Raw genomic sequence first — 24,906 nt, 5'->3', positions numbered from 1 at the left:
TCTCCGAGGCCTTCTGCATTTAACCCGCATCCAATTGCGAATATCTGTTCAAAATTGTCAAAGCAACGCCCGACGGCCAGATAATAACCCGTGCGGGCTGATAAACTGCGCCAATCGACAAGCTATCGTTTTGATTTTGTAGAAAAAGCCCTTCTGGAGGCGCCCATGAAATTCATTCACCAGCGCGAACACCTCAACGAAGACGACATCGTCGTCATCCAATGCTCGCAAATGTGCAACATCCGTCTGATGAACGACGCCAACTTCCGCAGCTTCAAGAACGGCGGCCGTCACACCTATCACGGCGGCGCCTTCGACACCTTCCCGGCCCGTATTACCGCGCCAAGCACCGGTTTCTGGAACATCACCATCGACACCGTCAACCGCCGTGCGATCAGCGTGACCCGCAAGCCGACCCTGACTCACTCGATCAAGATCATCCGTCGCTCCAGCACCAAACTCAGCTGAGACACGCCGCCCAACCAGAAAGGAATGCATGACCGTGGCCCAAACGACCAAATATGTCATCAAGTACAAACTCAATGGTGAACGCCGCTTTGAGTTCGCGCAGCTGGTAAATGGCACTGAAGAAGAAGCCAAGGCTGAACTGGACAAGCTTCATGGCCAGGGCGAAGTGATCAGTGACATCGCCGTCAGCAAAGCGCTCTAAGCAACGACAAGAGTTTGACCGCAAGCGGCGGAGTGTTCTGCCGCCAGGTCCTGCCTAGACTGACTGCTTCGACCGTGAGTCAAGGAGCCAGCATGTCGATGTCACCTTCCTGTCTGGATTCGCTCGACTGGACAAGCCTTGAGCAGCAACTGGATCAGGACGGCTACGCGATCATCCGTTCGCTGCTGCTGGCCAACACCTGCGATCACCTGAGTGCGCTGTATCCACAGACCGAACCGTTTCGTTCGCAGGTGATCATGGCCCGCCACGGCTTCGGTCGCGGCGAGTACAAATACTTTCGCTATCCGCTGCCGACACCGGTAGAGCGCCTTCGCTGCGCGTTGTATCCGCGCCTGGCCCCCTTGGCCAATCGCTGGTATGAACGCATGCACCTGCCTGAACGTTTTCCGCTGAACCACGCCGAATTTCTTCAGCGCTGCCATGCGGCCGGCCAGATACGCCCTACCCCTCTTCTGTTGCAATACGGCCCGCAGGACTACAACTGCCTGCATCAGGACCTCTACGGCGAATCGGTTTTCCCGCTGCAAGTGGCGATTCTTCTTTCAGAACCCGGACGCGACTTCAACGGTGGCGAGTTCGTTCTCACCGAGCAGCGCCCGCGCATGCAATCTCACCCGCACGTACTTGATCTGACGAAAGGTGATGCGGTGATATTTGCCGTGAACCAGCGCCCGGTCAAAGGCGTGCGCGGCGATTATCGGGTGACCCTGCGTCACGGCGTCAGTCGCCTGCACAGTGGAAAAAGGCATACCCTAGGCATCATCTTTCACGACGCTTCCTGACCACCATGCAACCGAACACTTTCGATCTGTTCGCCGATCATGAACCCGAGCAACGCCCGCGCGCCGAGCAGATTGGCGAGCAATCCTGGGTGCTGCATGGTTTTGCCCTGCCGCTGATCGAGCAGATTCTCCCGGCGCTGGATGCAATTCTTGCCGCCGCACCCTTGCGCCACATGGTCACGCCGGGTGGTTTCAGCATGTCGGTGGGCACCAGCAGTTGCGGGGCCCTTGGCTGGATCACCGACCGCCACGGTTATCGTTACTCCAGCGTCGACCCGCTCAGTGATCGGCCATGGCCAGCGATGCCGGAGGTATTCTCGGCACTGGCGCAATCGGCAGCGGCACAGGCCGGATTTGCCGACTTCAATGCAGACTCCTGCCTGATCAACCGCTATGTCCCCGGGGCGAAGATGTCATTGCACCAGGACAAAGATGAAAAGGCCTACAGCGCGCCGATCGTTTCGCTGTCACTGGGCTTGCCAGCGATGTTCCTGTTCGGCGGTTTCAGTCGCAGCGACAAGAGCCAGCGCATTGCCTTGCTGCATGCCGACATGATGGTCTGGGGCGGCGTTGATCGCTTGCGTTATCACGGTGTGTTGCCGATCAAGCAGGGTCGGCATCCGCGCCTGGGTGAACAACGGATCAATCTGACCTTTCGCGTGGCCGGATAACCGGCAAAGTTTGACCGCAAGGCCCGGAGTGTCACGCCTTGCGACGCTGGTTAACCTGAGTCAAACAGGCCAACGGACTAACCCCCATGAAAACGCCTTCGACAACCCTCCAGACCGAAAACGACCCACGCTGGGCCGCCGTGGTTGCGCGAGATCCGCGTGCGGACGGGCAATTTGTCTACGCGGTGAAAACCACGGGCATCTACTGCCGCCCGAGCAGCCTTTCCCGCTTGCCGAAACCGCAAAACGTCGAGTTTTTCGACAGTGCCGAACAGGCCGAGGCCGCCGGTTATCGGCCGAGCAAGCGCGCCAGCAAGGATCAGAGTGATGTGGCCGCACAGCATGCTGCGAGCGTCGCCATTGCCTGCCGCCATATCGAATCCGCCGAGACATTGCCGGCGCTCAACGAACTGGCGCAAACCGCCGGCCTGAGTCCGTTTCATTTCCATCGGGTGTTCAAAGCCGCAACAGGCTTGACGCCCAGAGGCTATGCCACAGCCCATCGTTCGCGCAAAGTTCGTGAGCGCCTGGCAGACGGCGGTTCGGTGACGAATGCTTTGTACGACGCGGGCTTCAATTCCAACAGCCGTTTCTATGAGTCAGCGGATTATGTGTTGGGCATGAAACCCGGCGACTACCGCGCTGCCGGGAAGAACAACGACATCCGTTTCGCCGTAGGTCAATGCTCGCTCGGAGCGATTCTGGTGGCACAAAGTGAGCGTGGCGTGTGCGCGATTCTGTTGGGTGACGATCCGCATCAACTGGTGTGCGATCTGCAGGATCAATTTCGCCAAGCCAATTTGATCGGTGCCGATGCAGGCTTCGAGCAACTGATCGCCAAGGTCGTGGGGTTTATCGAAGCCCCGGCGATTGGTCTGGATCTGCCGCTGGACGTTCGCGGCACGGCGTTTCAGGAGCGCGTGTGGCAGGCACTGCGGGAAATCCCGGCGGGGCATACGGCGAGTTACGCCGAAATTGCCCAGCGCATCGGTGCACCGACGTCCATGCGCGCGGTGGCTCAGGCTTGCGGGGCTAACCGTCTGGCGGTGGCGATCCCCTGCCACCGCGTGGTGCGCAGCGATGGCAATCTTTCGGGCTATCGCTGGGGCGTTGAGCGCAAGCGTCAGTTGCTTGAGCGCGAGACGACATCCTGAGAGGACGTCCCGCCCCGTCGGCGGCTGTCAGCGATTGACGTCCACCACAACCCGTCCGCGAAGTTGCCCGGCGAGCAGTTTTGGCGCCGCATCGATGGCTTCACTCAGGCCGATTTCATGACTGATCAATGCCAGCAACGAGAAATCCAGATCCTCGGCCAGACGCTCCCACGCTTCCAGGCGGCGAGCCTTGGGCTGGGTCACGCTGTTGATGCCGGCCAGGGTCACGCCACGCAAAATGAACGGCGCCACCGACGCCGGGAAATCCATACCTTGGGCCAGACCACACGCAGCAACGGTTCCTTCAGAGCGAGTACTCGCGCAGGCATTGGCCAGTGTGTGACTGCCAACCGAATCGATCACCGCCGCCCAACGCTCTTTGGCCAATGGCTTGCCGGGCGCTGATAATGTCGCGCGATCAATGATTTCGCCAGCGCCCAACTGTTGCAGATATTCATGCTCGGAAACCCGGCCAGTCGATGCGACGACGCGATAACCGAGCTTGCTCAGCAACGCGATGGCAAAACTGCCGACGCCGCCATTGGCCCCCGTGACCAACACCTCACCCTGCTCTGGCGTCACGCCATTGCGCTCAAGCGCCAGAATGCACAGCATCGCCGTATAACCGGCCGTACCGATGGCCATGGCTTGCGCCGCCGTAAAGGCTTTGGGCAACGGAATCAGCCAGTCGCCATTGAGTCGCGCCTTCTGCGCCAGACCGCCCCAGTGATTCTCGCCAACACCCCAGCCATTGAGCAGCACCTGATCTCCCACCTTATAGTCGGGGTGTGAACTGACTTCCACGGTGCCCGCCAGATCGATCCCCGGCACCATCGGAAACTTGCGCACCACCGGACTGCTGCCGGTAATCGCCAGGCCATCCTTGAAGTTCAGCGTGCTGTACGCGACGGCCACGGTGACATTCCCTTCGGGCAATTGCTCTTCGTTGACCTGTTGCAGGTTGGCGCGGTAACCGCTGTCGTCTTTGTCGATCACAATGGCGTTGAACATGACTGCCTCGCATAACTGTTTTCAGAATGTCGTGGCTTGAAATACCACATCGCAACACCCTGCCACATTCGACTTTGCGCCAATCGGCAAATCAGCCGGGTATTTCCACGGCGGGCGTCTATGCTTTTTCGACGGTCGTGGTTTCGCCGTTTTTCCTTCAGAAATCGGCCTGTCGATGGAGCTGACAATGTCTTACCCGCGCTGGCTTTTACTGCTGTTGATGCTGTGCCTGGCGGCGTTCGCAAATGCCTGGGCGGCACCGGCCACCGAGGCCCCGAGCGAACCGACCTGGCCGCAAGTGATCAGCAGCGGCAAAGCAAAACTCACCGTGTACCAGCCGCAACTCGACAGCTGGGACGGCTACACCCTCAATGCCCGCGCGGCCGTTGAAGCCACCGGTGCCGATGACAAATCCACCTACGGAATCGTGCAATTCAGCGCACATACGCTGGTCGACAAGGCCACGCGCTGGGTCGCGCTGGATCAGTACAAAATCATCAAAGCCGATTTCCCGGCCGATGCCAGTCAAGCCGATATCTGGGTCGCGGCCCTGCAGAAAGACGCCGAGAAGCGTAAAAAAACCATCTCGCTGGATCAACTGGAAGCGGCCGTCGGCGTGCTGTCAGCCGAGCAGAAAGCCGACAGCGCGCCACTGGAAAACACACCACCGACGATCATCAGTTCCGACGCACCCGCCCTGCTCGTCTATATCGATGGCGACGCGGCCTACCGACCAGTAGAGGGGACTGCGCTGCAACGAGTGATCAATACGCGGCCGCTGTTGTTGAAGGACGCACAAGGCAAGCATTACCTGCACGTCTTCGATGGCTGGATGGTCGCCGAACAACTCGATGGCGCCTATACGCGCCTGGCCTCACCGCCAGCGGAACTGGAAAAAGCCAAGCAGGCCGCCATTCAGAGTCGACAAGTCGATCTGCTGACCGGGCAAAGCGAGCCGAAAGACAAGATCCCCAGTCTGGCCAAGCCGCCGCAACCGAAAATTTTCGTCGCTACCACGCCCACTGAGTTGCTGGTCACCGACGGCGCAGCACAGTGGTCGCCGATTCAAGGCACGGGCCTGCTGTATGTCACCAATACCACCGGGCATATCTTCAAGGAAATCGGTGACCAGAACAGCTATGTGCTGATCTCCGGACGCTGGTTTCGCGCCTCCGACATGAATGGCCCGTGGACGTTTACCCCGGCCGACAAACTGCCGGCAGATTTCGCCAACATCCCCGACGACAGCCCGAAAGAAAACGTCAAAGCCTCGGTCGCCGGCACGCCACAAGCCAAAGAAGCCGCCATTGCCGCGACCATTCCGCAGACGTCGGCGATCAAGAAAAGCGCAGTAAAAATGACCGCACCACAGTTCGACGGCGAGCCGCAGCTCAAAGCCATCAACCGCACAACGCTGCAATATGTAGTCAACAGCGCAACGCCCATCATCCGTGTCGACAACGATAGTTGGTACGCGGTGGAAAACGGTATCTGGTTCACCGCCACCTCTGTGAATGGCCCTTGGGTGGTGGCCAGCTCCGTGCCAGCGGTGATCTATTCGATCCCGCCGAGTTCGCCCATGCATTACCTCACCTACGTCAAAGTCTACGAGTCCAGCGGCGACACCGTGGTGGTCGGCTACACGCCCGGTTATCAAGGCTCGAATCTGGACCCGGAAAGCGGCGTCGTGGTGTATGGCACCGGTTATCCCTACACGCCCTGGGTCGGTAGCGTGTGGTATGGCCCGCCGGTGACTTACGGTTTCGGCGTCGCCATCCGCTATACACCGTGGACGGGCTGGACCTTCGGTTTCGGTTTTGGCTGGAGCTGGGGCAGCAGTACGGTGGCAATGGGTTGGGGTTGGGGTGCGTACCCGTGGTGGGGCAACTATGGCTGGGGTTACGCCTGGGGGCCGCGCTTGTATCCGGCACCGCTGGCCTGGGGTGGCGCCGCTTATGGCTACCGAGGCGGTGCCGTCGCCTGGGGACCGGGCGGCTGGGCTGGAACCACGGGCAATATTTATCACCAATGGGGCGATCGGGCGACAGTCAGTCGTGCGGGCGCCGGTTACAACGCCTGGACCGGCAATCGCTGGGCAGATCAGGTCGGCGCCTCCTATAACTCACGCACCGGTATCGCGGCCGCTGGACAACGGGGCGCTGTACACAACGTCTACACAGGCGACTACGCAGCCGGGCGCAGCGGTGTAGCCGCCGGGCCGAACGGAGGAGCGATTGCCGGCCAGAAAGTCACCGCCGGCAACGTTCGCAACGGCACGCAGGTCACCGCCAATCGCGGTGCGGTGTATAACCCAAACACTGGCAATACCACTCAATATGGCGCTGTCCGCGGGCGCAACGCCGGTGCCGCACACGTCGGCGACAACGTGTATGCCGGTCGCGATGGCAATGTCTACAAGAAAACCGATGATGGCTGGCAACCCATGGTCAAGGGCGGCGCGACACGCCCCGCATCCGTCAATAACAATGCCCAGTTGCAAAACCTCAACCGCGAATCCGCCGCCCGTAACTTCGGCAATCAGCGCACCAACAATTTTCATGACTCGTCGCGAAACATGAACCGATCTTTTGGAGGGGGCGGCGGACTTCATCGACGCTGAAAAACTGCACGGGTTGTTCTGTATTTCGAACTGGCCCCAAGTCCGGTTTTGCTGCTAAAAACCGGTTTTACCCCCCTGCCCGCTACATCGCTCGGAGAATCACCCGCATGAGCCAATGGCCAGACACCCGCCTACTTGACCTGCTCGGTACTGAGTTGCCGATCATCCAGGGCCCGATGGCCGGTGCGACGAACTCGTCCATGGTCATTGCCGTGTGCAATGCCGGTGGCCTGGGTTCGATGCCGGCGGCGATGCTGAGCATTGAGCAACTGCGCGAAGAGCTGAAAACCATTCGCCAGCACACCAACAAGCCCTTCAACGTGAACTTCTTCTGCCATCAGCCACCAGCCGCCGATGAGCAACGCGCACGTCACTGGAAGCAGCTGCTGGAGCCTTACTACCGCGAGCTGGGCGCTGATTTCGATGCGCCGACGCCGGTGTCCAACCGGGCGCCGTTCGATGCGGCAGCCTGTGAAGTGCTGGAAGAATTTCGACCTGAAGTCGTGAGTTTCCATTTCGGCCTGCCAGAGAAATCCCTTCTCGAGCGGGTCAAGGCAACCGGGGCGAAAATTCTCTCCTCGGCCACGACGGTCGATGAGGCGATCTGGCTGGAGCAGAACGGCTGCGACGCGATTATCGCCATGGGCTACGAGGCCGGCGGCCATCGCGGCATGTTTCTCAGCGATGACCTGAGCAGTCAGGTCGGCACGTTTGCCTTGGTGCCACAGGTGGTCGATGCGGTGCACGTACCGGTGATTGCCGCCGGGGCGATTGCCGACGCGCGCGGCGTGGCGGCGGCGTTTATGTTAGGGGCCTCAGCGGTACAGGTCGGCACGGCCTATCTATTCACGCCGGAAGCAAAAGTCAGCGCCGCTCACCACAAGGCGCTGCGCTGCGCCAAAGAAAGCGAAACGGCGATCACCAATATTTTTACCGGACGGCCGGCGCGGGGCATTCTCAACCGCGTCATGCGTGAACTGGGGCCGATGTCGCCGAAAGCACCGGCCTTCCCTTTGGCCGGGGGCGCGCTGATGCCGCTGCGAGCCATCAACGAGGCAGAGTTTGCCAACCTCTGGGCCGGTCAGGCATTCACCTTGGGCAAAGACCTCGGTAGCGCTGAACTGACCCGACAATTGGCCGAAGGTGCACTGGCAAAACTTGCTCGCCATTGAGGCTGCACCGCGTGCGGATTTTCGCGTTCTCACTCCGTTTTTAACCAACCCTTCCTGTTTGGCGGCGTTTCGCTATATATTTCGCTATATAGCGAATCCACCCTCGCATCGGCGCAGTCCACCTCCAACAATAGCTGCCCTGCACTCGCCAATAACGGAGCTGTTACATGACCATTCGTGCCTCACGTTTTGCCCCAACCTGCCTGGCCTCTCTGCTCGCCGTCTTCGCCATCGGCGCAGTTCAGGCTGATGAAGTGCAGGTGGCTGTAGCAGCCAATTTCACCGCGCCGATCCAGGCGATCGCGGCGGATTTCGAAAAGGACACCGGGCATAAACTGGTCGCAGCCTATGGCGCCACTGGCCAGTTCTACACCCAGATCAAGAACGGCGCGCCGTTCGAAGTGTTCCTCTCCGCTGACGACACCACCCCGGAAAAACTCGAAAAAGAAGGCGACACCGTCAAAGGTTCGCGCTTCACCTACGCCATCGGCACGCTGGCGTTGTGGTCGGCGAAAGAAGGTTATGTCGATGCACAAGGCGAGGTTCTGAAAAAGAACGAATACCAGCACCTGTCCATCGCCAACCCGAAAGCCGCGCCCTATGGTCTGGCCGCCACGCAAGTACTGGAAAAACTCAAACTGACCGACGCCACCAAAGCCAAGATTGTTGAAGGCCAGAACATCACCCAGGCATACCAGTTCGTCTCGACCGGCAACGCAGAGATTGGCTTTGTTGCCCTGTCGCAGATCTACAAGGAAGGCAAAGTCAGCAGCGGTTCGGCCTGGATCGTCCCGGCCAGCCTGCACGACCCGATCAAACAGGACGCAGTGATTCTGAACAAAGGCAAAGACAACGCCGCCGCCAAAGCCTTGGTTGAATACCTCAAGGGCCCGAAAGCCGCTGCGGTGATCAAGTCCTACGGTTACCAGCTCTAAAATGTCGCTGACGAGTGCCGATTTCGCGGCGATCTGGCTGACCCTGAAACTGGCGTCCCTGACTACCGCGATACTGCTGGTGGTCGGCACTCCGATCGCCCTGTGGCTGTCGCGCACCGATTCTTGGTTGCGCGGCCCGATCGGGGCGATCGTCGCCCTGCCCCTTGTTTTACCACCCACCGTCATTGGCTTTTATCTGTTGCTGATGATGGGGCCGCACGGCTTTCTCGGCCAGTTCACCCAATGGCTCGGCCTGGGCACTTTGACGTTCAGCTTCACCGGGCTGGTGATTGGCTCGGTGATCTATTCCATGCCGTTCGTGGTGCAACCGTTGCAAAACGCGTTCTCGGCGATCGGCACCCGCCCTCTGGAAGTGGCCGCGACCTTGCGCGCCAATCCGTGGAACACATTTTTCAGCGTGATTGTGCCGTTGGCGCGTCCCGGTTTTATCACCGCAGCGATCCTCGGCTTCGCACATACCGTCGGCGAATTCGGCGTGGTGCTGATGATCGGCGGCAACATTCCCGACAAGACCCGCGTGGTTTCCGTGCAAATCTACGACCACGTCGAAGCGATGGAATACGCCCAGGCTCATTGGCTGGCCGGGGCGATGCTGGTGTTTTCGTTTCTGGTGTTGCTGGCGTTGTACTCCAGCCGCAAGACCCGCGCAGGCTGGAGCTGATCGATGATTGATGTGCGTTTGAAACGGGTCTATACGGGCTTCAGCCTCGATGTCGACCTGAACTTGCCCGGCCGTGGCGTGACTGCGCTTTATGGCCACTCCGGCTCGGGTAAAACCACCTGCCTGCGCTGTATCGCCGGGCTTGAGCGCGCCGAACAGGGCTTTATCCAGATCAACGATGAAGTCTGGCAGGACAGCGACAACGGCATTTTCGTCCCGCCGCACAAACGCGCGCTCGGCTACGTGTTTCAGGAGGCCAGCCTGTTTCCACACCTGTCGGTGCTGGCCAATCTGCAATTCGGCCTCAAGCGCATTGCCAAGTCTCAGCGTCGGGTCGACATGGCGCAGGCCACGGAACTCTTGGGCATCGGCCATTTGCTCGAGCGTCATCCGCAGCATTTATCAGGCGGCGAACGCCAGCGCGTCGGCATCGCCCGCGCGCTGCTGACCAGCCCGAAACTGCTGCTGATGGATGAGCCATTGGCCGCTCTCGACAGCCAGCGCAAAAGTGAAATCCTGCCCTACCTGCAACGCCTGCACGACGAACTGGACATTCCGGTGTTGTACGTCAGCCATGCGCAGGATGAAGTGGCGCGATTGGCCGATCACCTGGTCTTGCTCAGCGAAGGCAAAGCGCTGGCCAGCGGTCCGATTGGCGAAACCCTCGCACGTCTCGACCTGCCGATGGCGATGGGCGACGACGCCGGGGTGATCATTGAGGGCCAGGTCAGCGCCTACGATGCGCAATATCAACTGCTGAGTCTGCAATTGCCGGCCACCGAGATGAACATCCGGGTGACGCACGCGCCGATGGCGCTGGGTCAGTCCCTGCGCTGCAAAGTGCACGCGCGGGATATCAGCCTGAGCCTGCAGAACAGCGAGTTCAGCAGCATCCTCAATCGACTGCCGGTGACCGTGGTCAGCGAGCAATCGGCCGACAACGCCGCCCACGTGCTGATTCGCCTGGATGCTGGTGGCACCCCGCTGCTCGCGCGCATCACACGCTACTCCCGGGATCAGTTAGCTGTGCATCCGGGCCAGCATTTATGGGCGCAGATCAAAGCGGTTGCGGTCCTCGCCTAAATCATTCGGCACCACGGCAACGGCGTGCGGTCAATCGTTTTACAGACCGCCGCGCCATCAAAGGAAACTGCCATGCCCGACACCGTGCTGACTGCCGACCTGCCATCCGACCTGCATTACGTCGACGACACCCAGCCCGGTATCACCCGCAAAAAGCTGCGCGGCAAGTTCAGCTATTTCGAACCGTCAGGCCAGCGCATCAACGATCCGGATGAAATCAAACGCATCAATGCCCTTGCCGTACCACCCGCCTATACCGATGTGTGGATCTGCCCCGACCCGCGCGGTCATCTGCAAGCCACCGGCCGTGATGCCCGTGGCCGCAAGCAATATCGTTATCACGCGCGCTGGCGCGAAGTGCGCGATGCCGACAAGTATTCGCGATTGCGTGAGTTCGGTCTGGCGTTGCCGAAACTGCGCAAACAACTGGAAGCGTTGTTAGCCGCACCCGGTTTCAGCCGTGACAAGGTCATGGCCACGGTGATCACTCTGCTCGACGCCACACTGATCCGGGTCGGCAACACGCAATACGCCCGCGACAACCGCTCCTACGGCCTGACCACCCTGCGCAGCCGACATGTCGAAGTCAACGGCAGCGCGATCCTGTTCCAGTTTCGCGGCAAAAGCGGCATCGAACACCAGATCACCGTCAAGGATCGGCGTCTGGCGCGCATCATCAAGCGTTGCCTGGAGATTCCCGGACAGAACCTGTTTCAGTATCTGGATGAAAACGGTGAGCGACACACCGTCAGTTCTTCCGACGTCAATGCCTACCTGCAAACCCTGACCGGCGCCGATTTCACCGCAAAGGACTACCGCACTTGGGCGGGCAGTGCCTTGGCGCTGGCGGTGTTGCGCGAGTTGCAATGGGAGTCCGAGACCGAGGCCAAGCGGCATGTGGTGGATATGGTCAAAGGCGTCGCCAAGCAGTTGGGCAACACCCCGGCGGTGTGCCGCAAGTGCTATATCCACCCCGCCGTGGTCGAGAAATTCATGCTCGGCGCCCTCGCTGAACTGCCCCGCCCGCGTGTGCGCAAAGGCCTGCGCGCGGAGGAAGTGGCGCTGGCGATGTTTCTCGAGCGAATGAGCGAGATGACCGACGCATCTTGATCCGCAGGGGAGCGTCATCTAGGCTAGCGACCTTCCCCTCCTTCGGACGACCGCAGAAGTGAACAATCCAGCCTTCTAAAAATGTACTCGCGACACGCCGTTTTCGGCGTTTGTCAGTTTTCACGACATTTTTTGGAGGTGCCGATGACTCACGTCTCGCGTACACCCGCACTCGTTTCCCTGAATCAACTGGGCTTTCAGTTCGCCAATGGCGCAACACTGTTCAAAGACCTGAACCTGACCTTCGATGATCAACCGACCGCGATCGTCGGGCGCAACGGTGCTGGCAAAAGCGTGCTTGCACGTTTGATTGCCGGGCAATTGCAACCCAGCACCGGCAGCGTGGCACGTTCGGTTTGCGTGCATTACGTCGCACAAACGTTCATCGCCACACCCGGGCAAACCGTAGCCGACGCAACGGGGACAGCCTCGGTGCTCAGCGCACTGGAGCGGCTAAGACACGGCCGTGCGACTGCCGACGACTTCGACCTGATCGACGAACGCTGGGATCTTGCGGAGCGTTTGCACCAGATGCTCAATGATGCCGGGTTGGCCGACATCACCGCTTCGGATCTGACGGAGCACCTCAGCGGTGGCCAGCAAGCCAGAATTGCCTTGATCGGCGCCCTGCTGAGCCAGGCGCCATTGCTGGTGCTCGACGAGCCGACCAATCACCTCGACAGCGCCGGTCGGCAATGGCTGATGCGTTTGCTTGAGCGCTGGCGTGGCGGCCTGATCGTCGTCAGTCACGACCGCCAACTGCTGGAGCAGATGCCGCGAATTGTCGAACTTACGGCTTTGGGAGTGACAGTTTTCAGCGGAAGGTTTTCGGATTTCACCGAGCAACGCCGGATGCATCAACAGGCGGCGCAGGCACAACTCGATCAGGCCCGTATCGAACGTCAGCGCGAACGTACGCGGCTGCAACGCGAGCACGACACGATCCAGCGCCATGCCGCCGGCAGCCGTCGCCACGCACAAAGTGCCAACGTTTCGGGCTTCGAGCGGGCGGCGTTGAAAGCCGCCGCGCGGGACATCATGGGGCAGGTAAAAGTCGGCCACCTGGCACGCAAGGCCGATCTGGATCAGCGTGTTCGCGAGGCTTACGAAAACGTCCTGCCCGACGACGGCGTGCTGATCAGTCTGCCGGGGAGCGTGGTGCCGAGCAATCGGCGGGTGTGCACGCTGATCGACGCGTGCTTGCCATGGTTACCGGCAGATACGCCCACCACCCGCGTTGACCTGGCCATTCAAGGGCCGATGCGCATCGCTGTCAGCGGTCGCAACGGTTGTGGCAAATCGACGCTGTTGAAATTGCTGGCGGGTGAATGGGCACCGGTGAGTGGTGAGTGCACCACGCACGTACCTTTTGCCTTCCTCGACCAACAGCTGAAGCTGCTGGATGAGCACACATCGATTGTCGATCAGTTACTGGCACAGCAGACGCCTTTGAGCGAAGGAGAGTTGCGCAGTCTCCTCGCACATCTGCAACTGGACGCGCAGCGTGTCACCCGGCCCTGCGCCTCACTCAGTGGCGGCGAACGCTTGAAAGCAGCCCTTGCCCTGGCGTTGTGGCGCCAGACACCCGCGCAATTACTGCTGCTGGATGAGCCGACCAATCATCTGGACCTGGCGTCGGTGCAAGCTTTCGAACACGCCTTGCAGACGTTTCCCGGGGCGATTGTCGCGGTTTCCCACGATCAAGCGTTTCTACGGGCGTTAAACCCAAGCCATTATTTGATCTGGCATCCCGATGGCTGGCGCTGGCAACCGACGAGCTGAGCTGTCTATTTTTTGCACGATCGCCGGAGCCTTCTATAGTTGATCTGACACGAATCAGCTGCGGTGACGCCATGGAAGACATTTTCGTCGTGAAGCGTTGCAACAAGATCATTATTCACGGTCGACGCGCCGAAGACAGCCAGCATGATCCCGCCGAAGCCACTAGTTGGTTTCGCATCTGCGACACACGTACAGGCGGTTTCATTGGCGATGGCTACGACATGGAGGGCGAAGCACGGCGTGAATGCACGCGCCTCAACGCAGTCAGTTCCCCACTACCGGCCCGCGAATCGTCCGGCTGATGCCGATCATAAGCGGGTCTATACTGAAACCAGCTGAAGGAGCAGCACCCCACGGCAGAAGGCTCGCAACACGCGGGCTTTTTGCTGCAGCTCAGGTTTCATAGAACGGAGGTGTTCCATGTCCGAAAAAGAGTCCATCACCACCCTCCTCACCCTGCTTGACGCTCGGCAAGCGCGCCTTGCGGCCGCCTGCAAAGAGATCGCCGACTGGGTCGATCATCAAGGCGGGCACCCGACCGCCCTGCGCATTCGTGATCGGCTGAACGACATCGAGAAAGATGCTCCGCTGATTCGCAATACGCTGACGGCGCTAAAGCCTATTGATCGGCCGCTGCCTCGGTTCAGATAACCTCTACCCTGTCAGGGTTTCAGGAGTTTGCTCATTAGCGGTGACACATGGGTCACCGCGCTTGTGTCTGCTCGTTATGTTTATTTTTCCAGTTTTCACATGACGACTACATCTGCGCGAGTACAGTGAAATCACTCCTTTGCAAAGTAACGCTCTCACCCGCCCGCATGCGGGTGTTTTTTTGCCTGCGCCGAAACGGCGAACGGTTGCAGTCCGTGAGTTGTCATAACTTATACATGTCGCAAAGGAGACAGTCATGGTTATCCATTTCAACGTCGACGGCCATCTGGCTTGCGGCCATAAAGGCAAACAACTGTCGGCAAGCCGCGAACTCAATCGCGTAAAATGCCGCAGTTGCCGCAATACCGATGCCTACAAACAGGCACGAAAAGATCAGCGCAACGCGACCCGCCGCATGGCCCGTCAGGCCAAAACCTCCCACGGCGCAACAAACTGGCGCGCGGAATGGATCGAGCGCCTGACCTCAATGGCCGGCCTTCAGCGCTTGCCTCGCGGCTTCAGCGGGCAAGCCTTCGTCTAGCAATTGCGTATTGGCAAGGCACAAAAAAGGCCTGCATGAGAAACTCATGCAGGCCTTTGATGTTCATGGTGCAGCGCGGCATTGTCCGAACATCCACGTGGACTCAATCCCGCCAATCTGGTGAGCCTCGCTGTAGCACAAATGAGGCACCGAAGGATGAACATACGTTCATCGAAAACATGGCTCGATGCGTCTAGGCTGCGGGTTCCGACATAGTGACTACAGGAGTAACCCACCATGTTCTCGCACGAAAGCATCCCGCTTTTTGCCATCTTCATCATCATGCTCATAGGCGTGCTTGCCGCCTTCCTACACCCGGTGCACGCGTTCTTCAGCTGGCTTCGGAGACGGAGTGAAAGATCTTCCTCTCGCTCTTCGAAAGAAGTGGATTCGCGCTGAATTTTTCCCCGACGAGCCCGGATACGTCCGGGCTTCTTATTCGTAACGCCTGCAAACTGCCGATAACAGCCAAGGAACTCCGCATTCCTTTGCCTGTAAGCCCCAAGGAATGGGATTGCACCAACTTCGGCGCGCTTATGACCTGGATTGCAACCCAGAAACAAACAAGGGCTTGCATTAGCTTTCGCCCGCAAACCCTTGATTTAAGATGGTGCCCGAAGCCGGAATCGAACCGGCACGCCCTTACGAGCGGGGGATTTTAAGTCCCATGCGTCTACCAGTTTCGCCATTCGGGCGGTAGCGCGGTGCTGCTGTCTTCTGCTGCACAGTCGCAATCCTGACAGGATCCAACCTTGAACAACAGTGCGGGAAATATATACATCACTTCCCGGTGAAGCAAGTTTGCAATGACCGTTTTTCAAGACTAAATCTTGCGGTACTTCGCAAATAAAAAAGCTCCGTAAATCATGGATCTACGGAGCTTGTTTATAGTGGAGGCCGAGGTCGGAATCGAACCGGCGTAGGTGGATTTGCAATCCACTGCATAACCATTTTGCTACTCGGCCTCAAAGTATCTGCTGTCAGTAGCACAACAACAAACACGTACAACTTGGAGCGGGAAACGAGACTCGAACTCGCGACCCCGACCTTGGCAAGGTCGTGCTCTACCAACTGAGCTATTCCCGCTTGGTGATGCGCATTCTATAGAATTAAGAAGCTTCGTCAACCCCTTGATTCAAAAAAGTTTTATTTCTTTTCAACATCAGTCTTCAGGTGCGGCCAGGCGGCGCGAAGGTATTGCACCATTGACCACAACGTCAGGCCGGCAGAGACCATCAGCAAGGCATAACCGAGAACAACCCAGAAACTGAAGTCCTTCGGATTGGCCAGAAGAATCACCAGCGCGAGCATCTGCGCCGCGGTTTTCCATTTGCCGAGATTCGAAACGGCGACATGGGCACGAGCACCGAGCTCGGCCATCCATTCTCGCAATGCCGATACCACAATCTCGCGACCGATGATGACCGCCGCTGGCAGAGTGAGCCAGAGATTGCCGTGCTCCTGAACCAGCAGCACCAGTGCCACTGCAACCATGAGTTTGTCGGCGACTGGATCGAGAAACGCACCAAACGGAGTGCTTTGCTCCAGACGGCGAGCCAGATAACCATCCAGCCAATCCGTCGCTGCCGCAAAGGCGAACACCGAGGCGGAAGCCATGTAACTCCACTGATAGGGCAGATAAAACAGCAAAATGAAGATCGGAATGAGCAGGACGCGTAGAACGGTAATCAGATTAGGGATATTCATCGGCACAACTGGCTACGAGGTGAAGGGGCATTCTACTCGCTATGCAGGTTCGCATAAATCGACTCTGCGAGCTTTTTACTGATCCCCGGGGCTTTGGCGATCTCTTCGATGCTTGCACGAGACAGCTCCTGCAATCCACCAAAATGTTTCAACAAGTCGCGACGTCGGGTCGGCCCGACCCCGGCAACGCCTTCCAGGGTTGACGTCCGACGGGTTTTGCCACGACGTGCGCGGTGTCCGGTAATTGCAAAACGGTGGGCCTCATCGCGAATTTGTTGAATAAGGTGCAACGCCGGCGAGTCACCGCGCAACGTAAACTCGTGCGCTGCATCATTCAGATACAACGTTTCGAAGCCAGCCTTGCGTGTTGCGCCTTTGGCGACACCCAACAAGATCAGATCCGGCACCGCCAATTCGTTGAGCACTTCACGAGCCATCGAAAGCTGACCCTTACCGCCGTCAACCAACAATATGTCCGGCAACTTGCCCTCGCCGTCCTTGAGTTTGCTGAAGCGTCGCGTCAGTGCCTGATGCATAGCGGCATAGTCGTCACCCGCTGTGACGCCTTCGATGTTATAGCGCCGATAGTCCGACTTGATCGCGCCTTCCGGGCCGAACACCACGCAAGACGCGACCGTCGCCTCACCGCTGGAATGACTGATGTCATAGCATTCCAGTCGCTGCGGCGGCTCATCCAGATTCAATACTTCGGCCAAGGCTTCGAACCGCGCTGCGGTGTGTTGACGGTTGGCCAGACGCGCACCCAACGCCTGTTCCGCGTTAGTCACTGCCAACTGCTGCCAGCGCGCACGCGTACCGCGCACCCGATGACTGATGGCCAGCTCGCGGCCGCGCAACTCATGGATCGCTTCGATCAGCGTCGGGAAATCCTCGTGCACCACGTTGACGATCAGCTCGCTCGGTAAATCGCGCTCGGGACTGCTTATGAAGTATTGCCCCAAAAACGCGGCCATGACTTCCGACACATCCTCTTCGATCCCGACTTGCGGAAAGAAATTCTTGCTGCCCAACACCCGTCCGCCACGGACGCTGATCAAGTGCACGCAGGCGCCACCTGGATTGACGAAGGCCGCGATGACATCGATATCCCCCGTGCCGCCTTCCATGCTCTGCTGATCCTGGACCCGCCGCAGCAGTGCGATCTGATCACGCAGCTCAGCAGCTCGCTCGAACTCCAGGTTGATCGCCGCCTCCTCCATCGCCGTTGACAGCTCATTGGTCAGCGCATGACTACGGCCCTCAAGGAACATCACCGAGTGACGCACGTCTTCGGCATACACCTCAGGCTCCACCAGACCAACGCAAGGTGCCTTGCAGCGCTTGATCTGATATTGCAGACATGGACGGGTACGGTTCTTGTAATAGCTGTCTTCGCACTGGCGCACGAAGAAGGTCTTTTGCAGCAGACTCAGGCTTTCGCGTATGGCGCCGGCACTCGGATAGGGGCCGAAGTACTTGCCCTTGGCCTTTTTGGCCCCGCGATGAATGCTCAGGCGCGGAAATTGGCCGTCGGACAGAAACACGTAAGGATAGGATTTGTCGTCGCGCAACAGGATGTTGTACGGCGGCCGCCATTCTTTGATCAGCGTTTGCTCAAGCAGCAGCGCTTCGGTTTCGTTGGCCGTGATGGTCGTTTCGACTTGTGCGATGCGACCCACCAATGCTGCGGTTTTAGGCGCCAGACCGGTTTTGCGAAAGTAGCTGGCCAGACGTTTTTTCAGGTTCTTGGCCTTGCCCACGTACAACAGGCGCGCATCGCTGTCGAACATGCGATAGACGCCGGGGCGCCCGCTGACTGTCGACAGAAAAGCGCCGGAATCGAATGTTTCAGTCATGGTCAGAGGCTGGCATCAACCATGCCGTGACGCACCGCCAACAGTGTCAACTCGACGTCGCTGCTGATCGAAAGCTTCTCGAAAATACGGTAGCGATAGGTGTTCACGGTTTTTGGCGACAGGCACAACTTGTCGGAAATGATCTGCACCTTCTGACAGCCGACAATCATCAAGGCGATCTGAATTTCGCGTTCGGACAAGGCATCGAAGGGAGAGTCATTGGAAGGTTGAAACGACTTGATCGCCAACTGCTGGGCAATCTGCGGACTGATATAGCGCTGGCCAGCAAATACCAGGCGAATCGCCTGAACCATTTCCGGCAACCCCGCGCCCTTGGTCAGATAACCCGCCGCTCCTGCCTGCAACAAGCGTGTCGGGAAAGGATCCTCTTCACACACCGTAACCGCGACCACCTTAATGTCCGGATGACTGCGCAAGAGTTTACGCGTGGCTTCCAGGCCGCCGATGCCGGGCATCTTGACGTCCATCAGCACCACATCGGGCTTCAACTCACGGGCCTTGATCAGGGACTCTTCCCCGGATTCGGCCTGGCCAACCACCTGCAAGCCATCGATATCGGCCAGCATACGTGTAATGCCTGTACGAACGAGATCGTGGTCATCGACCACTAGCACCCTAATCAAGCAGACACCTCGCGATATGGTCATATTGGAATGCCGGACACCTTAGCAAAAAGTACCCCGCAGACCTAGCGGAAAGCGTCATTTAAAAAGTTTCAATTCATCATCGAGGGCTTGCCGGCTGCGGGTTTCAGAGCACATGTGTACTGATATCAAGCTGCATCCGCAGAAAACACTCGTCCGCGCCCCGAACCTGTAGTCCTTTTCTTTCATACAAGTTTCTCGCCGGATTATTTTCGAATACGGTCAGGCGCAAAGCCGGGCGTCTTTCCTTACGGGCCAAGTCGATAACCTGATCAATCGCCCAGGAACCTGCGCCCCGCCCCTGAAATGATTCAGCAATCTGCAGTTCACGAATGTACAGCGCACGCATATCCCGGCTGAGACTGAGAAAACCCACCCGCGCCCCATCATGCTCGATCAGCCAGTTCTGCCGACCTGACCACGCCACATCAAACGCCTCGTCCTGCCACAACAGTTGGTGGTGAATGTAATAGCGCAGCATGTTCTGACAGGTGAGATCGCGGGCGAAGGCCAGATCTTCTGGAACCGCAAGACATAACTGGAATGTCATTGGATGTGCGCAACAGGAACCACTCGCCCCTGCCATGCACCATCGTTACGCTGGGCGACAACCAAAAGATCGCCCGCCCCCGCAGCGGCAACAATCAGCGAGCCGTCTTCAGACCAGATGCCACTGCGCCCGGCGGATTGCCAACCGCCGGTCTGCCCACCGTGATTGGCCATCAGCACAGCCATCGAGTGTTGCCGGGCATAACTCTGAAGGACCGACGTGTCGGCCGGGTAACCTTTCTCGCTGATCAGTACACCGGCCGCATATAAGCCCGCGCCCCGACCTGCGGCCGCTGCGGCATGGCTGGCATGTGAGAAATCGGCGCACACCGCCAACGCAACCACTTCGCCGCCGATGGTCAGGGTCGGTCCGCCGAGGCCGGGTGTAAACACAAGGTCCTCACCCGAGTGCAAATGCTGCTTGCTGTACACGCCGAGCGAACCATCAGCGCCCAGGACAAGGGCGCCGATCAACACCGAGGCCCGGTCCTCCAGCCAGATCGGCATGCCGACAACCGCAGTCACGCCGAGCTCTCGGGCCAAATCCCTTAACGGTTGCAAGACTGCATCGTGCGGTTCGATCGCCAACGCTGCCGCCACCTCTCCTTCGTAGCCAGTCAGCGACAACTCGGGAAAAACCAGCAATTCGACGCCCTGCTCCGCGGCCTTCTCGATGAAGCGACCATGTCGGACGATATTTCCGCAAAGATCACCGGCAATGGAGAGACTCTGGGCAGCAGCAATGGTCAGTGTCGACACGGATCATCCTTGGTCATCAAGTGAAGCGCAGAGTGTCACCACTCTTGCGCAACGCAAGCAATAGTCTTTTTGTTGATTGCGCGATAGCATTTTCTGATTGCTGAGGCGTAGCGGCCTCTAGTAAGCTCGGCCCATTCATCGGAGACAGACCATGTTCAACGCCCTCTCACAGCTTCTTACCGCCAGCGCCCCGCGCTCGGTAGCGGCTGCCCGGGTGAATGATGTTTGCGCTCCGGTCAGCTTTTATTTTGGGTATTGGTTTAGCCACTGGCGCGCCTGATACCCAAACGGCGCCCATAACAACGGGTCGCCTACCAGAGAATTCTCAACCCCCGGTCGGCCTCCCGACCGGGGGTTTTGTTTTTTTAGCCCCAAAATTTTCAGCAACACACCAGACACTTTGAGGAGTCACGAAATGAACTACGCCACTTATTACCGTCACGACAGCTTCAGCGCCTGGCGATTTACCAGCCTCCGCTCGGGACAGCCTGCCGCCTCCGATCGGTCACCTACAGGTGGCAAGCACACCCTCATGGCCAGCACGGCCAACTGTCGAACACCCCAGTAGGGCCGAGCGAGCGGGAAGCACCCGCCGCCAGCCCAGGAAGACCGAATATGAACTCGTCCGTTTCTGCTTTGCCATTGCCCACCCTCGGTTGCGCCAACGAAGCGCTGACCCTGCGTCTGCCCAGCGCCTTGCAACTCAAACAGCAGTTGCCTTTGAACAATGCCTCGAGCCAGCAAGTTGCCGCCCATCGCCAAGCGGTTCGCGCGATCCTCAACGGTGATGATCAGCGTCTGCTGGTAATTGTCGGACCCTGCTCTATCCACGACCCCCAGTCTGCGCTTGAATATGCCGGCAAGCTGTCACGACTGGCTGAACAGGTCAGCGACGAAATGCTCCTGGTGATGCGAGCCTACGTCGAGAAGCCGCGCACCACCGTTGGCTGGAAAGGCCTCGCCTACGATCCGCACCTGGATGGCAGTGATGACATGGCCGCTGGCCTGACACTGTCTCGCGTGTTGATGCTGGAAATGATCCGCCTCGGTCTGCCGGTGGCGACTGAGCTGTTGCAACCCCTGGCGGCTGGCTACCTCGACGACTTGCTTAGTTGGGTTGCCATCGGCGCACGCACCACCGAATCCCAGATCCATCGCGAAATGGCCAGTGGCTTAAGCATGCCCGTAGGCTTCAAGAACGGAACCGACGGCGGTGCAGCCGTTGCTGTAGATGCCATGCGTTCGGCAGCCCATCCTCATCGGCATTTCGGAGTGGACAGCCAGGGTCATCCGGCCATCATTCAGACACCCGGCAACCCTGATACTCATCTGGTATTGCGTGGCGGCCATCAAGGTCCCAATCATGATCGCGAGAGCATCGCCAGCATTCACGCCGACCTGAATCGGCTGAAGGTCCCGAACCGGATCATGGTCGATTGCAGCCACGCTAATAGCGGTAAGGATCCGCTGCGTCAGCCTGGCGTTTTCAAAGATGTACTTGAGCAACGTTTGCGGGGCGATCGCTCTCTGATCGGCATGATGCTGGAGTCTCACCTGTTCGAAGGCTGTCAGCCACTGAGTGCGTCGCTGCGTTACGGTGTATCGATCACCGATGGCTGTCTAGGCTTTGATGCAACGCAGCAGTTGCTGCTTGATGCAGCTGAGCGCCTTGGCGCCCGCCACTGAAACTGACGGCGCCACCCTCCGGTAAAAACCGGAGGGTGGCCCGCTTCAGCTAGGCCTCCAGTCGCACATGCGTCACCGCAGACTCCTGACTGATATCGTCCAAGCGCTCAACCGTGTAGGCAACGCGCACAATCGACCCGTGATGCTCGCGCCAGAAGCGATGTGGCACGATAAAAATCAGCGGTTTGCCGGCGGTTTCCCGCGTGATTTCACGGTCATCGCGGTGATTGAACAACTCGCCGTCACACTTGAGATACACCAGTTCGCCTTCCTGCGTCCGGGCATTGCTGATCACAACGGTGACGCCATCAATGTAATCCTGGGCCAATAACACGCCATCTTCAGCTTCAAGCACATCCGGCGCGTCCAGTTGACCATGACTGACAGCGGCGATGAGAATTCTCGCGGGATCGGATTCGAGTACCGCGCCTCCCTCTCGCTCGACTCGATAGCGGACCGTTACCTCGCCTCCAAGTTGCGCTGCGATGTACTCACACGGGATCCAGAATGACAGGGTATCGGCGACAGCGAAGGCTTCGACCTTCAATCGATCACTGAATGATAGTGGTGAAGTGCTGCCAGACCACATCATCGAAATCTGGTCACCTGGGGCCATGCGGGCATAAGGCTGGAGTGTGATGAGTGCACCTTCCGTTACCCGCGCAGGATCCAGTGTCCCGCCGACTGCGTCCACGACATGTGGAGCCAGCAAGTGTGGCGGTGTATCGCCCACAGACAATTGCACCCGCGCAGACGATGCTGGCTCGGTCAGGCCGGCGCTGAAAAGTGTCCAGTAGACCTCAAGTGAACCGCCATCCAGTGCGGCGATATGCAGCCCCTTGATCACGAAAATGATGTCTTTGCCAACCTGGGCCTCACTGACATAGCGCACCATTTCGTGCTGATAGGCGAAGCCCTCTATATCGAGCCCCTCCCAGTGCAAAAGCAACTGATCACCAGACGCCATGCCTGGATAAGGGTTAATACGAGCGACGACTTTGCCCAGGGAAGGATCAAGCACCCGCCCTTCCAGTGATTCGAGCGTCGCTGCTGGCAACAACACTTTGGCGGCAAGAGGGCTGACGGTGGGGCGCATCCGGTAGCGAAACTCGATTTCATGCGTGTTCATTCTTGGCTCCATGCCTTGGACTAACGCAGCCTTCATTGACGACGTCGACAACCCACATTCAAAGCGATTGTTCATGCTTTTGATATCAGCCCAATACGCCGCATCCACGAGGTAAAAGCTACGAGCCCGGTAGGCAATCGACGCTAGATCAACTTCAACCAGCCGCCAGACCGCTAGATCTTCCGATTCGGACTTCGCAAGTATCCGAAAATTCGTACAGCCGATAGTCCAGATTCAACGGCAAATCGAAGCCCTCTCTTACTTCTTAAACGAGTTGTGTGTTTTAGAGTGGCCCACAGATTTCCCGACGAACTTCTGAGAAAAGGTAAGAACATGCAACGGAATGCTTCAACTCGTTATCCCATCCTTCTGGTTCACGGCCTGTTCGGATTTGAACGCATCGGCCATTTCGAGCTGTTCCACGACGTTAAAGACGCCCTGAAAACGGCCGGCAACCGTGTGTTTGTTCCACACCTCTCAGCGACCCACGACAATGAAGTCAGGGGTGAGCAACTGTTGAAGCAAATCGACAGTGTCCTGCGTGGCACACGTGCCAGGAAAGTCAATCTCATCGGTCACAGCCAGGGCGCTTTGGCTGCACGATACGCTGCGGCGCTTGCGCCAGATACCATCGCCTCGGTGACTTCGGTCAGCGGCCCGAACCATGGTTCGGAGCTGGCTGATTTCCTGCGCAAGGCGCTGGTGCCGGGCCGACTGCCGGAAATCGTCGCGCAAAACGTGGCGACACTGTTTGCCGATTTTCTTTCACTGCTCAGCGGCAACATCACGTTTCCGCAAAATGCACTGGCGGCGCTCAATGGACTGACAACCGAGGGGGTCGGCATTTTCAATGACAAGTTCCCCCAAGGCCTGCCCGACACCTGGGGCGGGCACGGCGCCGCCCAGGTCAATGGCGTGCACTATTACTCGTGGAGCGGGGTTCTGCCGACAAGCAACCTGCCGGGCCTCGACCCGGTACGAGGTGCTTGCCAGGCCCTGTCACAATATTTCATGACCGAAGGAGAACAGAATGACGGCTTCGTCGGGCGTTTCAGCTCCCATCTTGGGCAAGTGATCCGTTCCGATTATCCGCTGGATCACCTGAGCAGTCTGCGCCGCAGTGCCGGTACGGCCATCCGCGAATTCGATCCGATTGATCTTTACGTTGAACATGCCGCGCGACTACGAGCGGCGAATCTTTGACCGGCCCACAGCCGTGCAAACGGAACTTTGCCGAGAATTCGCCCACTGAATCCGGTAGGCTCCACACTTTACTGAAATAGATTGGAGAGTTTCCCCATGGCTAAAGCCACTGCCCGCCACATCCTGGTTTCCAGCGAAGACAAGTGCAACGAACTCAAGGCCCAGATCGAAGGCGGCGCTGATTTCGCCGAAGTCGCCAAGGCCAACTCCACCTGCCCGTCCAGCCGTCAGGGCGGCGACCTGGGGTCGTTCGGTCCCGGTCAGATGGTCAAGGAATTCGACACCGTCGTCTTCAGCGCGCCAATCAACGTCGTGCAAGGCCCGGTGAAAACCCAGTTCGGTTATCACCTGCTGGAAGTCACCAGCCGTCAGGACTGATCCATCGCCTGATTGCTCACCAACGGCCCGCCTTATGGCGGGCCGTTGTGTTTCAGTTACATATACGGCTGGCGACTGACGCGCCTCTC

Annotated in this window: 25 protein-coding genes and 3 tRNA genes; 18 read left to right on the top strand and 10 right to left on the bottom strand. The window is 58.7% G+C overall.

From position 1 onward, the window contains the following. The first annotated feature begins 165 nt into the window (after positions 1-165). The 5 genes from BK670_RS06815 (at position 166) to ada (ending at position 3,298) form a co-directional block, all read left to right on the top strand. A complete protein-coding gene (locus tag BK670_RS06815) occupies positions 166-468 on the top strand; it encodes a DUF1883 domain-containing protein (RefSeq protein ID WP_007912251.1) in 303 nt (100 codons plus the stop codon). A 28-nt stretch (positions 469-496) separates the two neighbouring features. Next, entirely contained in the window at positions 497-670 is a 174-nt protein-coding gene (locus tag BK670_RS29590) for a hypothetical protein (RefSeq protein WP_185036731.1), read from the top strand. A 92-nt stretch (positions 671-762) separates the two neighbouring features. Continuing rightward, positions 763-1,473, top strand: coding sequence for a 2OG-Fe(II) oxygenase (locus tag BK670_RS06810; RefSeq protein WP_123449143.1), 711 nt, complete (start codon positions 763-765; stop codon positions 1,471-1,473). 5 nt (positions 1,474-1,478) lie between these two features. After that, the gene (alkB, locus tag BK670_RS06805; protein ID WP_123449142.1) at positions 1,479-2,144 is read left to right on the top strand and encodes a DNA oxidative demethylase AlkB; all 666 of its coding nucleotides are present in this window, start codon (positions 1,479-1,481) and stop codon (positions 2,142-2,144) included. Between the two features lie 86 nt (positions 2,145-2,230). After that, positions 2,231-3,298, top strand: coding sequence for a bifunctional DNA-binding transcriptional regulator/O6-methylguanine-DNA methyltransferase Ada (gene ada / locus BK670_RS06800; protein ID WP_123449141.1), 1,068 nt, complete (start codon positions 2,231-2,233; stop codon positions 3,296-3,298). A 27-nt stretch (positions 3,299-3,325) separates the two neighbouring features. On the opposite strand, the gene acuI is transcribed toward ada, so the two are convergent. Next, the gene (acuI, locus tag BK670_RS06795) at positions 3,326-4,309 is read right to left on the bottom strand and encodes an acrylyl-CoA reductase (NADPH) (RefSeq protein ID WP_123449140.1); all 984 of its coding nucleotides are present in this window, start codon (positions 4,307-4,309) and stop codon (positions 3,326-3,328) included. A gap of 187 nt (positions 4,310-4,496) precedes the next feature. Between acuI and BK670_RS06790 the strand changes: the two genes are divergently transcribed. The 10 genes from BK670_RS06790 to BK670_RS06745 all read left to right on the top strand — a co-directional run bounded on the left by BK670_RS06790 (position 4,497) and on the right by BK670_RS06745 (position 14,885). Continuing rightward, positions 4,497-6,929, top strand: a complete 2,433-nt coding sequence (locus BK670_RS06790) for an autotransporter (protein WP_123449139.1) — start codon at positions 4,497-4,499, stop codon at positions 6,927-6,929. 107 nt (positions 6,930-7,036) lie between these two features. Then, complete coding sequence (locus tag BK670_RS06785) at positions 7,037-8,101, top strand: NAD(P)H-dependent flavin oxidoreductase (protein WP_123449138.1); 1,065 nt, start codon at positions 7,037-7,039, stop codon at positions 8,099-8,101. A 167-nt stretch (positions 8,102-8,268) separates the two neighbouring features. Next, positions 8,269-9,036: a molybdate ABC transporter substrate-binding protein gene (gene modA, locus BK670_RS06780; protein ID WP_123449137.1), complete on the top strand. Its 768-nt coding sequence runs from the start codon at positions 8,269-8,271 to the stop codon at positions 9,034-9,036. A 1-nt stretch (position 9,037) separates the two neighbouring features. Beyond that, on the top strand, positions 9,038-9,718 hold the full coding sequence (modB, locus tag BK670_RS06775; RefSeq protein WP_123449136.1) for a molybdate ABC transporter permease subunit: 681 nt from the start codon (positions 9,038-9,040) through the stop codon (positions 9,716-9,718). Positions 9,719-9,721: 3 nt separating this feature from the next. After that, the gene (modC, locus tag BK670_RS06770) at positions 9,722-10,801 is read left to right on the top strand and encodes a molybdenum ABC transporter ATP-binding protein (protein ID WP_123449135.1); all 1,080 of its coding nucleotides are present in this window, start codon (positions 9,722-9,724) and stop codon (positions 10,799-10,801) included. Positions 10,802-10,873: 72 nt separating this feature from the next. Beyond that, positions 10,874-11,911 carry a DNA topoisomerase IB gene (locus tag BK670_RS06765; protein WP_123449134.1) on the top strand — a complete coding sequence of 346 codons (1,038 nt, stop codon included), beginning with the start codon at positions 10,874-10,876 and terminating at the stop codon, positions 11,909-11,911. Positions 11,912-12,055: 144 nt separating this feature from the next. Beyond that, positions 12,056-13,693, top strand: coding sequence for an ABC-F family ATP-binding cassette domain-containing protein (locus BK670_RS06760; protein ID WP_123449133.1), 1,638 nt, complete (start codon positions 12,056-12,058; stop codon positions 13,691-13,693). Positions 13,694-13,764: 71 nt separating this feature from the next. After that, entirely contained in the window at positions 13,765-13,995 is a 231-nt protein-coding gene (locus BK670_RS06755; RefSeq protein WP_123449132.1) for a hypothetical protein, read from the top strand. A gap of 118 nt (positions 13,996-14,113) precedes the next feature. Further along, entirely contained in the window at positions 14,114-14,344 is a 231-nt protein-coding gene (locus BK670_RS06750; protein WP_123449131.1) for a hypothetical protein, read from the top strand. 256 nt (positions 14,345-14,600) lie between these two features. Then, the gene (locus BK670_RS06745; protein ID WP_123449130.1) at positions 14,601-14,885 is read left to right on the top strand and encodes a hypothetical protein; all 285 of its coding nucleotides are present in this window, start codon (positions 14,601-14,603) and stop codon (positions 14,883-14,885) included. Positions 14,886-15,493: 608 nt separating this feature from the next. Here the strand turns inward: BK670_RS06745 and BK670_RS06740 are convergent. The 8 genes from BK670_RS06740 to BK670_RS06705 form a co-directional block, all read right to left on the bottom strand. After that, positions 15,494-15,580: transfer RNA gene (locus BK670_RS06740), tRNA-Leu, on the bottom strand. Positions 15,581-15,776: 196 nt separating this feature from the next. Then, positions 15,777-15,850, bottom strand: a tRNA-Cys gene (locus BK670_RS06735). 45 nt (positions 15,851-15,895) lie between these two features. Then, a tRNA-Gly gene (locus BK670_RS06730) sits at positions 15,896-15,971 on the bottom strand. Between the two features lie 60 nt (positions 15,972-16,031). After that, positions 16,032-16,592 (bottom strand): CDP-diacylglycerol--glycerol-3-phosphate 3-phosphatidyltransferase, encoded by a 561-nt coding sequence (gene pgsA / locus BK670_RS06725; protein ID WP_016984200.1) that lies wholly within the window; start codon positions 16,590-16,592, stop codon positions 16,032-16,034. A 32-nt stretch (positions 16,593-16,624) separates the two neighbouring features. After that, entirely contained in the window at positions 16,625-18,448 is a 1,824-nt protein-coding gene (gene uvrC / locus BK670_RS06720) for an excinuclease ABC subunit UvrC (protein ID WP_123449129.1), read from the bottom strand. 2 nt (positions 18,449-18,450) lie between these two features. After that, entirely contained in the window at positions 18,451-19,092 is a 642-nt protein-coding gene (gene gacA, locus BK670_RS06715; protein ID WP_016984198.1) for a response regulator transcription factor GacA, read from the bottom strand. 127 nt (positions 19,093-19,219) lie between these two features. Continuing rightward, complete coding sequence (locus BK670_RS06710) at positions 19,220-19,663, bottom strand: GNAT family N-acetyltransferase (RefSeq protein WP_123449128.1); 444 nt, start codon at positions 19,661-19,663, stop codon at positions 19,220-19,222. Further along, positions 19,660-20,421 (bottom strand): carbon-nitrogen hydrolase family protein, encoded by a 762-nt coding sequence (locus BK670_RS06705; protein WP_123449127.1) that lies wholly within the window; start codon positions 20,419-20,421, stop codon positions 19,660-19,662. Before BK670_RS06705 ends, BK670_RS06710 begins: the two co-directional genes overlap by 4 nt. A gap of 615 nt (positions 20,422-21,036) precedes the next feature. Here BK670_RS06705 and BK670_RS06700 point away from each other — a divergent pair. After that, a complete protein-coding gene (locus BK670_RS06700; RefSeq protein WP_123449126.1) occupies positions 21,037-22,107 on the top strand; it encodes a 3-deoxy-7-phosphoheptulonate synthase in 1,071 nt (356 codons plus the stop codon). A 49-nt stretch (positions 22,108-22,156) separates the two neighbouring features. Here the strand turns inward: BK670_RS06700 and BK670_RS06695 are convergent, their stop codons facing one another. Beyond that, entirely contained in the window at positions 22,157-23,236 is a 1,080-nt protein-coding gene (locus BK670_RS06695; protein WP_123449125.1) for a hypothetical protein, read from the bottom strand. A 333-nt stretch (positions 23,237-23,569) separates the two neighbouring features. Here BK670_RS06695 and BK670_RS06690 point away from each other — a divergent pair, with 333 nt between their 5' ends. Beyond that, positions 23,570-24,439: an esterase/lipase family protein gene (locus tag BK670_RS06690; protein ID WP_123449124.1), complete on the top strand. Its 870-nt coding sequence runs from the start codon at positions 23,570-23,572 to the stop codon at positions 24,437-24,439. A gap of 96 nt (positions 24,440-24,535) precedes the next feature. After that, complete coding sequence (locus tag BK670_RS06685; protein ID WP_007912303.1) at positions 24,536-24,817, top strand: peptidylprolyl isomerase; 282 nt, start codon at positions 24,536-24,538, stop codon at positions 24,815-24,817. The last annotated feature ends 89 nt before the right edge of the window (positions 24,818-24,906 follow it).

The organism is Pseudomonas fluorescens (assembly GCF_003732425.1).
GTDB classification, from domain to species: domain Bacteria; phylum Pseudomonadota; class Gammaproteobacteria; order Pseudomonadales; family Pseudomonadaceae; genus Aquipseudomonas; species Aquipseudomonas fluorescens_BE.
This window is presented reverse-complemented; position numbering and strand designations above follow the sequence as displayed.

What these genes read in the sequence shown, in the direction of transcription:
- modB (WP_123449136.1), top strand. Translation starts at nt 9,038, where the DNA reads ATGTCGCTGACGAGTGCCGATTTCGCGGCGATCTGGCTGACCCTGAAA.
- ada (WP_123449141.1), top strand. Translation starts at nt 2,231, where the DNA reads ATGAAAACGCCTTCGACAACCCTCCAGACCGAAAACGACCCACGCTGG.
- pgsA (WP_016984200.1), bottom strand. Translation starts at nt 16,592, where the DNA reads ATGAATATCCCTAATCTGATTACCGTTCTACGCGTCCTGCTCATTCCG.
- BK670_RS06690 (WP_123449124.1), top strand. Translation starts at nt 23,570, where the DNA reads ATGCAACGGAATGCTTCAACTCGTTATCCCATCCTTCTGGTTCACGGC.
- BK670_RS06745 (WP_123449130.1), top strand. Translation starts at nt 14,601, where the DNA reads ATGGTTATCCATTTCAACGTCGACGGCCATCTGGCTTGCGGCCATAAA.
- modA (WP_123449137.1), top strand. Translation starts at nt 8,269, where the DNA reads ATGACCATTCGTGCCTCACGTTTTGCCCCAACCTGCCTGGCCTCTCTG.
- alkB (WP_123449142.1), top strand. Translation starts at nt 1,479, where the DNA reads ATGCAACCGAACACTTTCGATCTGTTCGCCGATCATGAACCCGAGCAA.
- uvrC (WP_123449129.1), bottom strand. Translation starts at nt 18,448, where the DNA reads ATGACTGAAACATTCGATTCCGGCGCTTTTCTGTCGACAGTCAGCGGG.
- BK670_RS06790 (WP_123449139.1), top strand. Translation starts at nt 4,497, where the DNA reads ATGTCTTACCCGCGCTGGCTTTTACTGCTGTTGATGCTGTGCCTGGCG.
- acuI (WP_123449140.1), bottom strand. Translation starts at nt 4,309, where the DNA reads ATGTTCAACGCCATTGTGATCGACAAAGACGACAGCGGTTACCGCGCC.
- BK670_RS06810 (WP_123449143.1), top strand. Translation starts at nt 763, where the DNA reads ATGTCGATGTCACCTTCCTGTCTGGATTCGCTCGACTGGACAAGCCTT.
- BK670_RS29590 (WP_185036731.1), top strand. Translation starts at nt 497, where the DNA reads ATGACCGTGGCCCAAACGACCAAATATGTCATCAAGTACAAACTCAAT.
- BK670_RS06755 (WP_123449132.1), top strand. Translation starts at nt 13,765, where the DNA reads ATGGAAGACATTTTCGTCGTGAAGCGTTGCAACAAGATCATTATTCAC.
- BK670_RS06815 (WP_007912251.1), top strand. Translation starts at nt 166, where the DNA reads ATGAAATTCATTCACCAGCGCGAACACCTCAACGAAGACGACATCGTC.
- modC (WP_123449135.1), top strand. Translation starts at nt 9,722, where the DNA reads ATGATTGATGTGCGTTTGAAACGGGTCTATACGGGCTTCAGCCTCGAT.
- BK670_RS06685 (WP_007912303.1), top strand. Translation starts at nt 24,536, where the DNA reads ATGGCTAAAGCCACTGCCCGCCACATCCTGGTTTCCAGCGAAGACAAG.
- BK670_RS06785 (WP_123449138.1), top strand. Translation starts at nt 7,037, where the DNA reads ATGAGCCAATGGCCAGACACCCGCCTACTTGACCTGCTCGGTACTGAG.
- BK670_RS06750 (WP_123449131.1), top strand. Translation starts at nt 14,114, where the DNA reads ATGTCCGAAAAAGAGTCCATCACCACCCTCCTCACCCTGCTTGACGCT.
- BK670_RS06700 (WP_123449126.1), top strand. Translation starts at nt 21,037, where the DNA reads ATGAACTCGTCCGTTTCTGCTTTGCCATTGCCCACCCTCGGTTGCGCC.
- BK670_RS06760 (WP_123449133.1), top strand. Translation starts at nt 12,056, where the DNA reads ATGACTCACGTCTCGCGTACACCCGCACTCGTTTCCCTGAATCAACTG.
- BK670_RS06695 (WP_123449125.1), bottom strand. Translation starts at nt 23,236, where the DNA reads ATGAACACGCATGAAATCGAGTTTCGCTACCGGATGCGCCCCACCGTC.
- BK670_RS06710 (WP_123449128.1), bottom strand. Translation starts at nt 19,663, where the DNA reads ATGACATTCCAGTTATGTCTTGCGGTTCCAGAAGATCTGGCCTTCGCC.
- BK670_RS06765 (WP_123449134.1), top strand. Translation starts at nt 10,874, where the DNA reads ATGCCCGACACCGTGCTGACTGCCGACCTGCCATCCGACCTGCATTAC.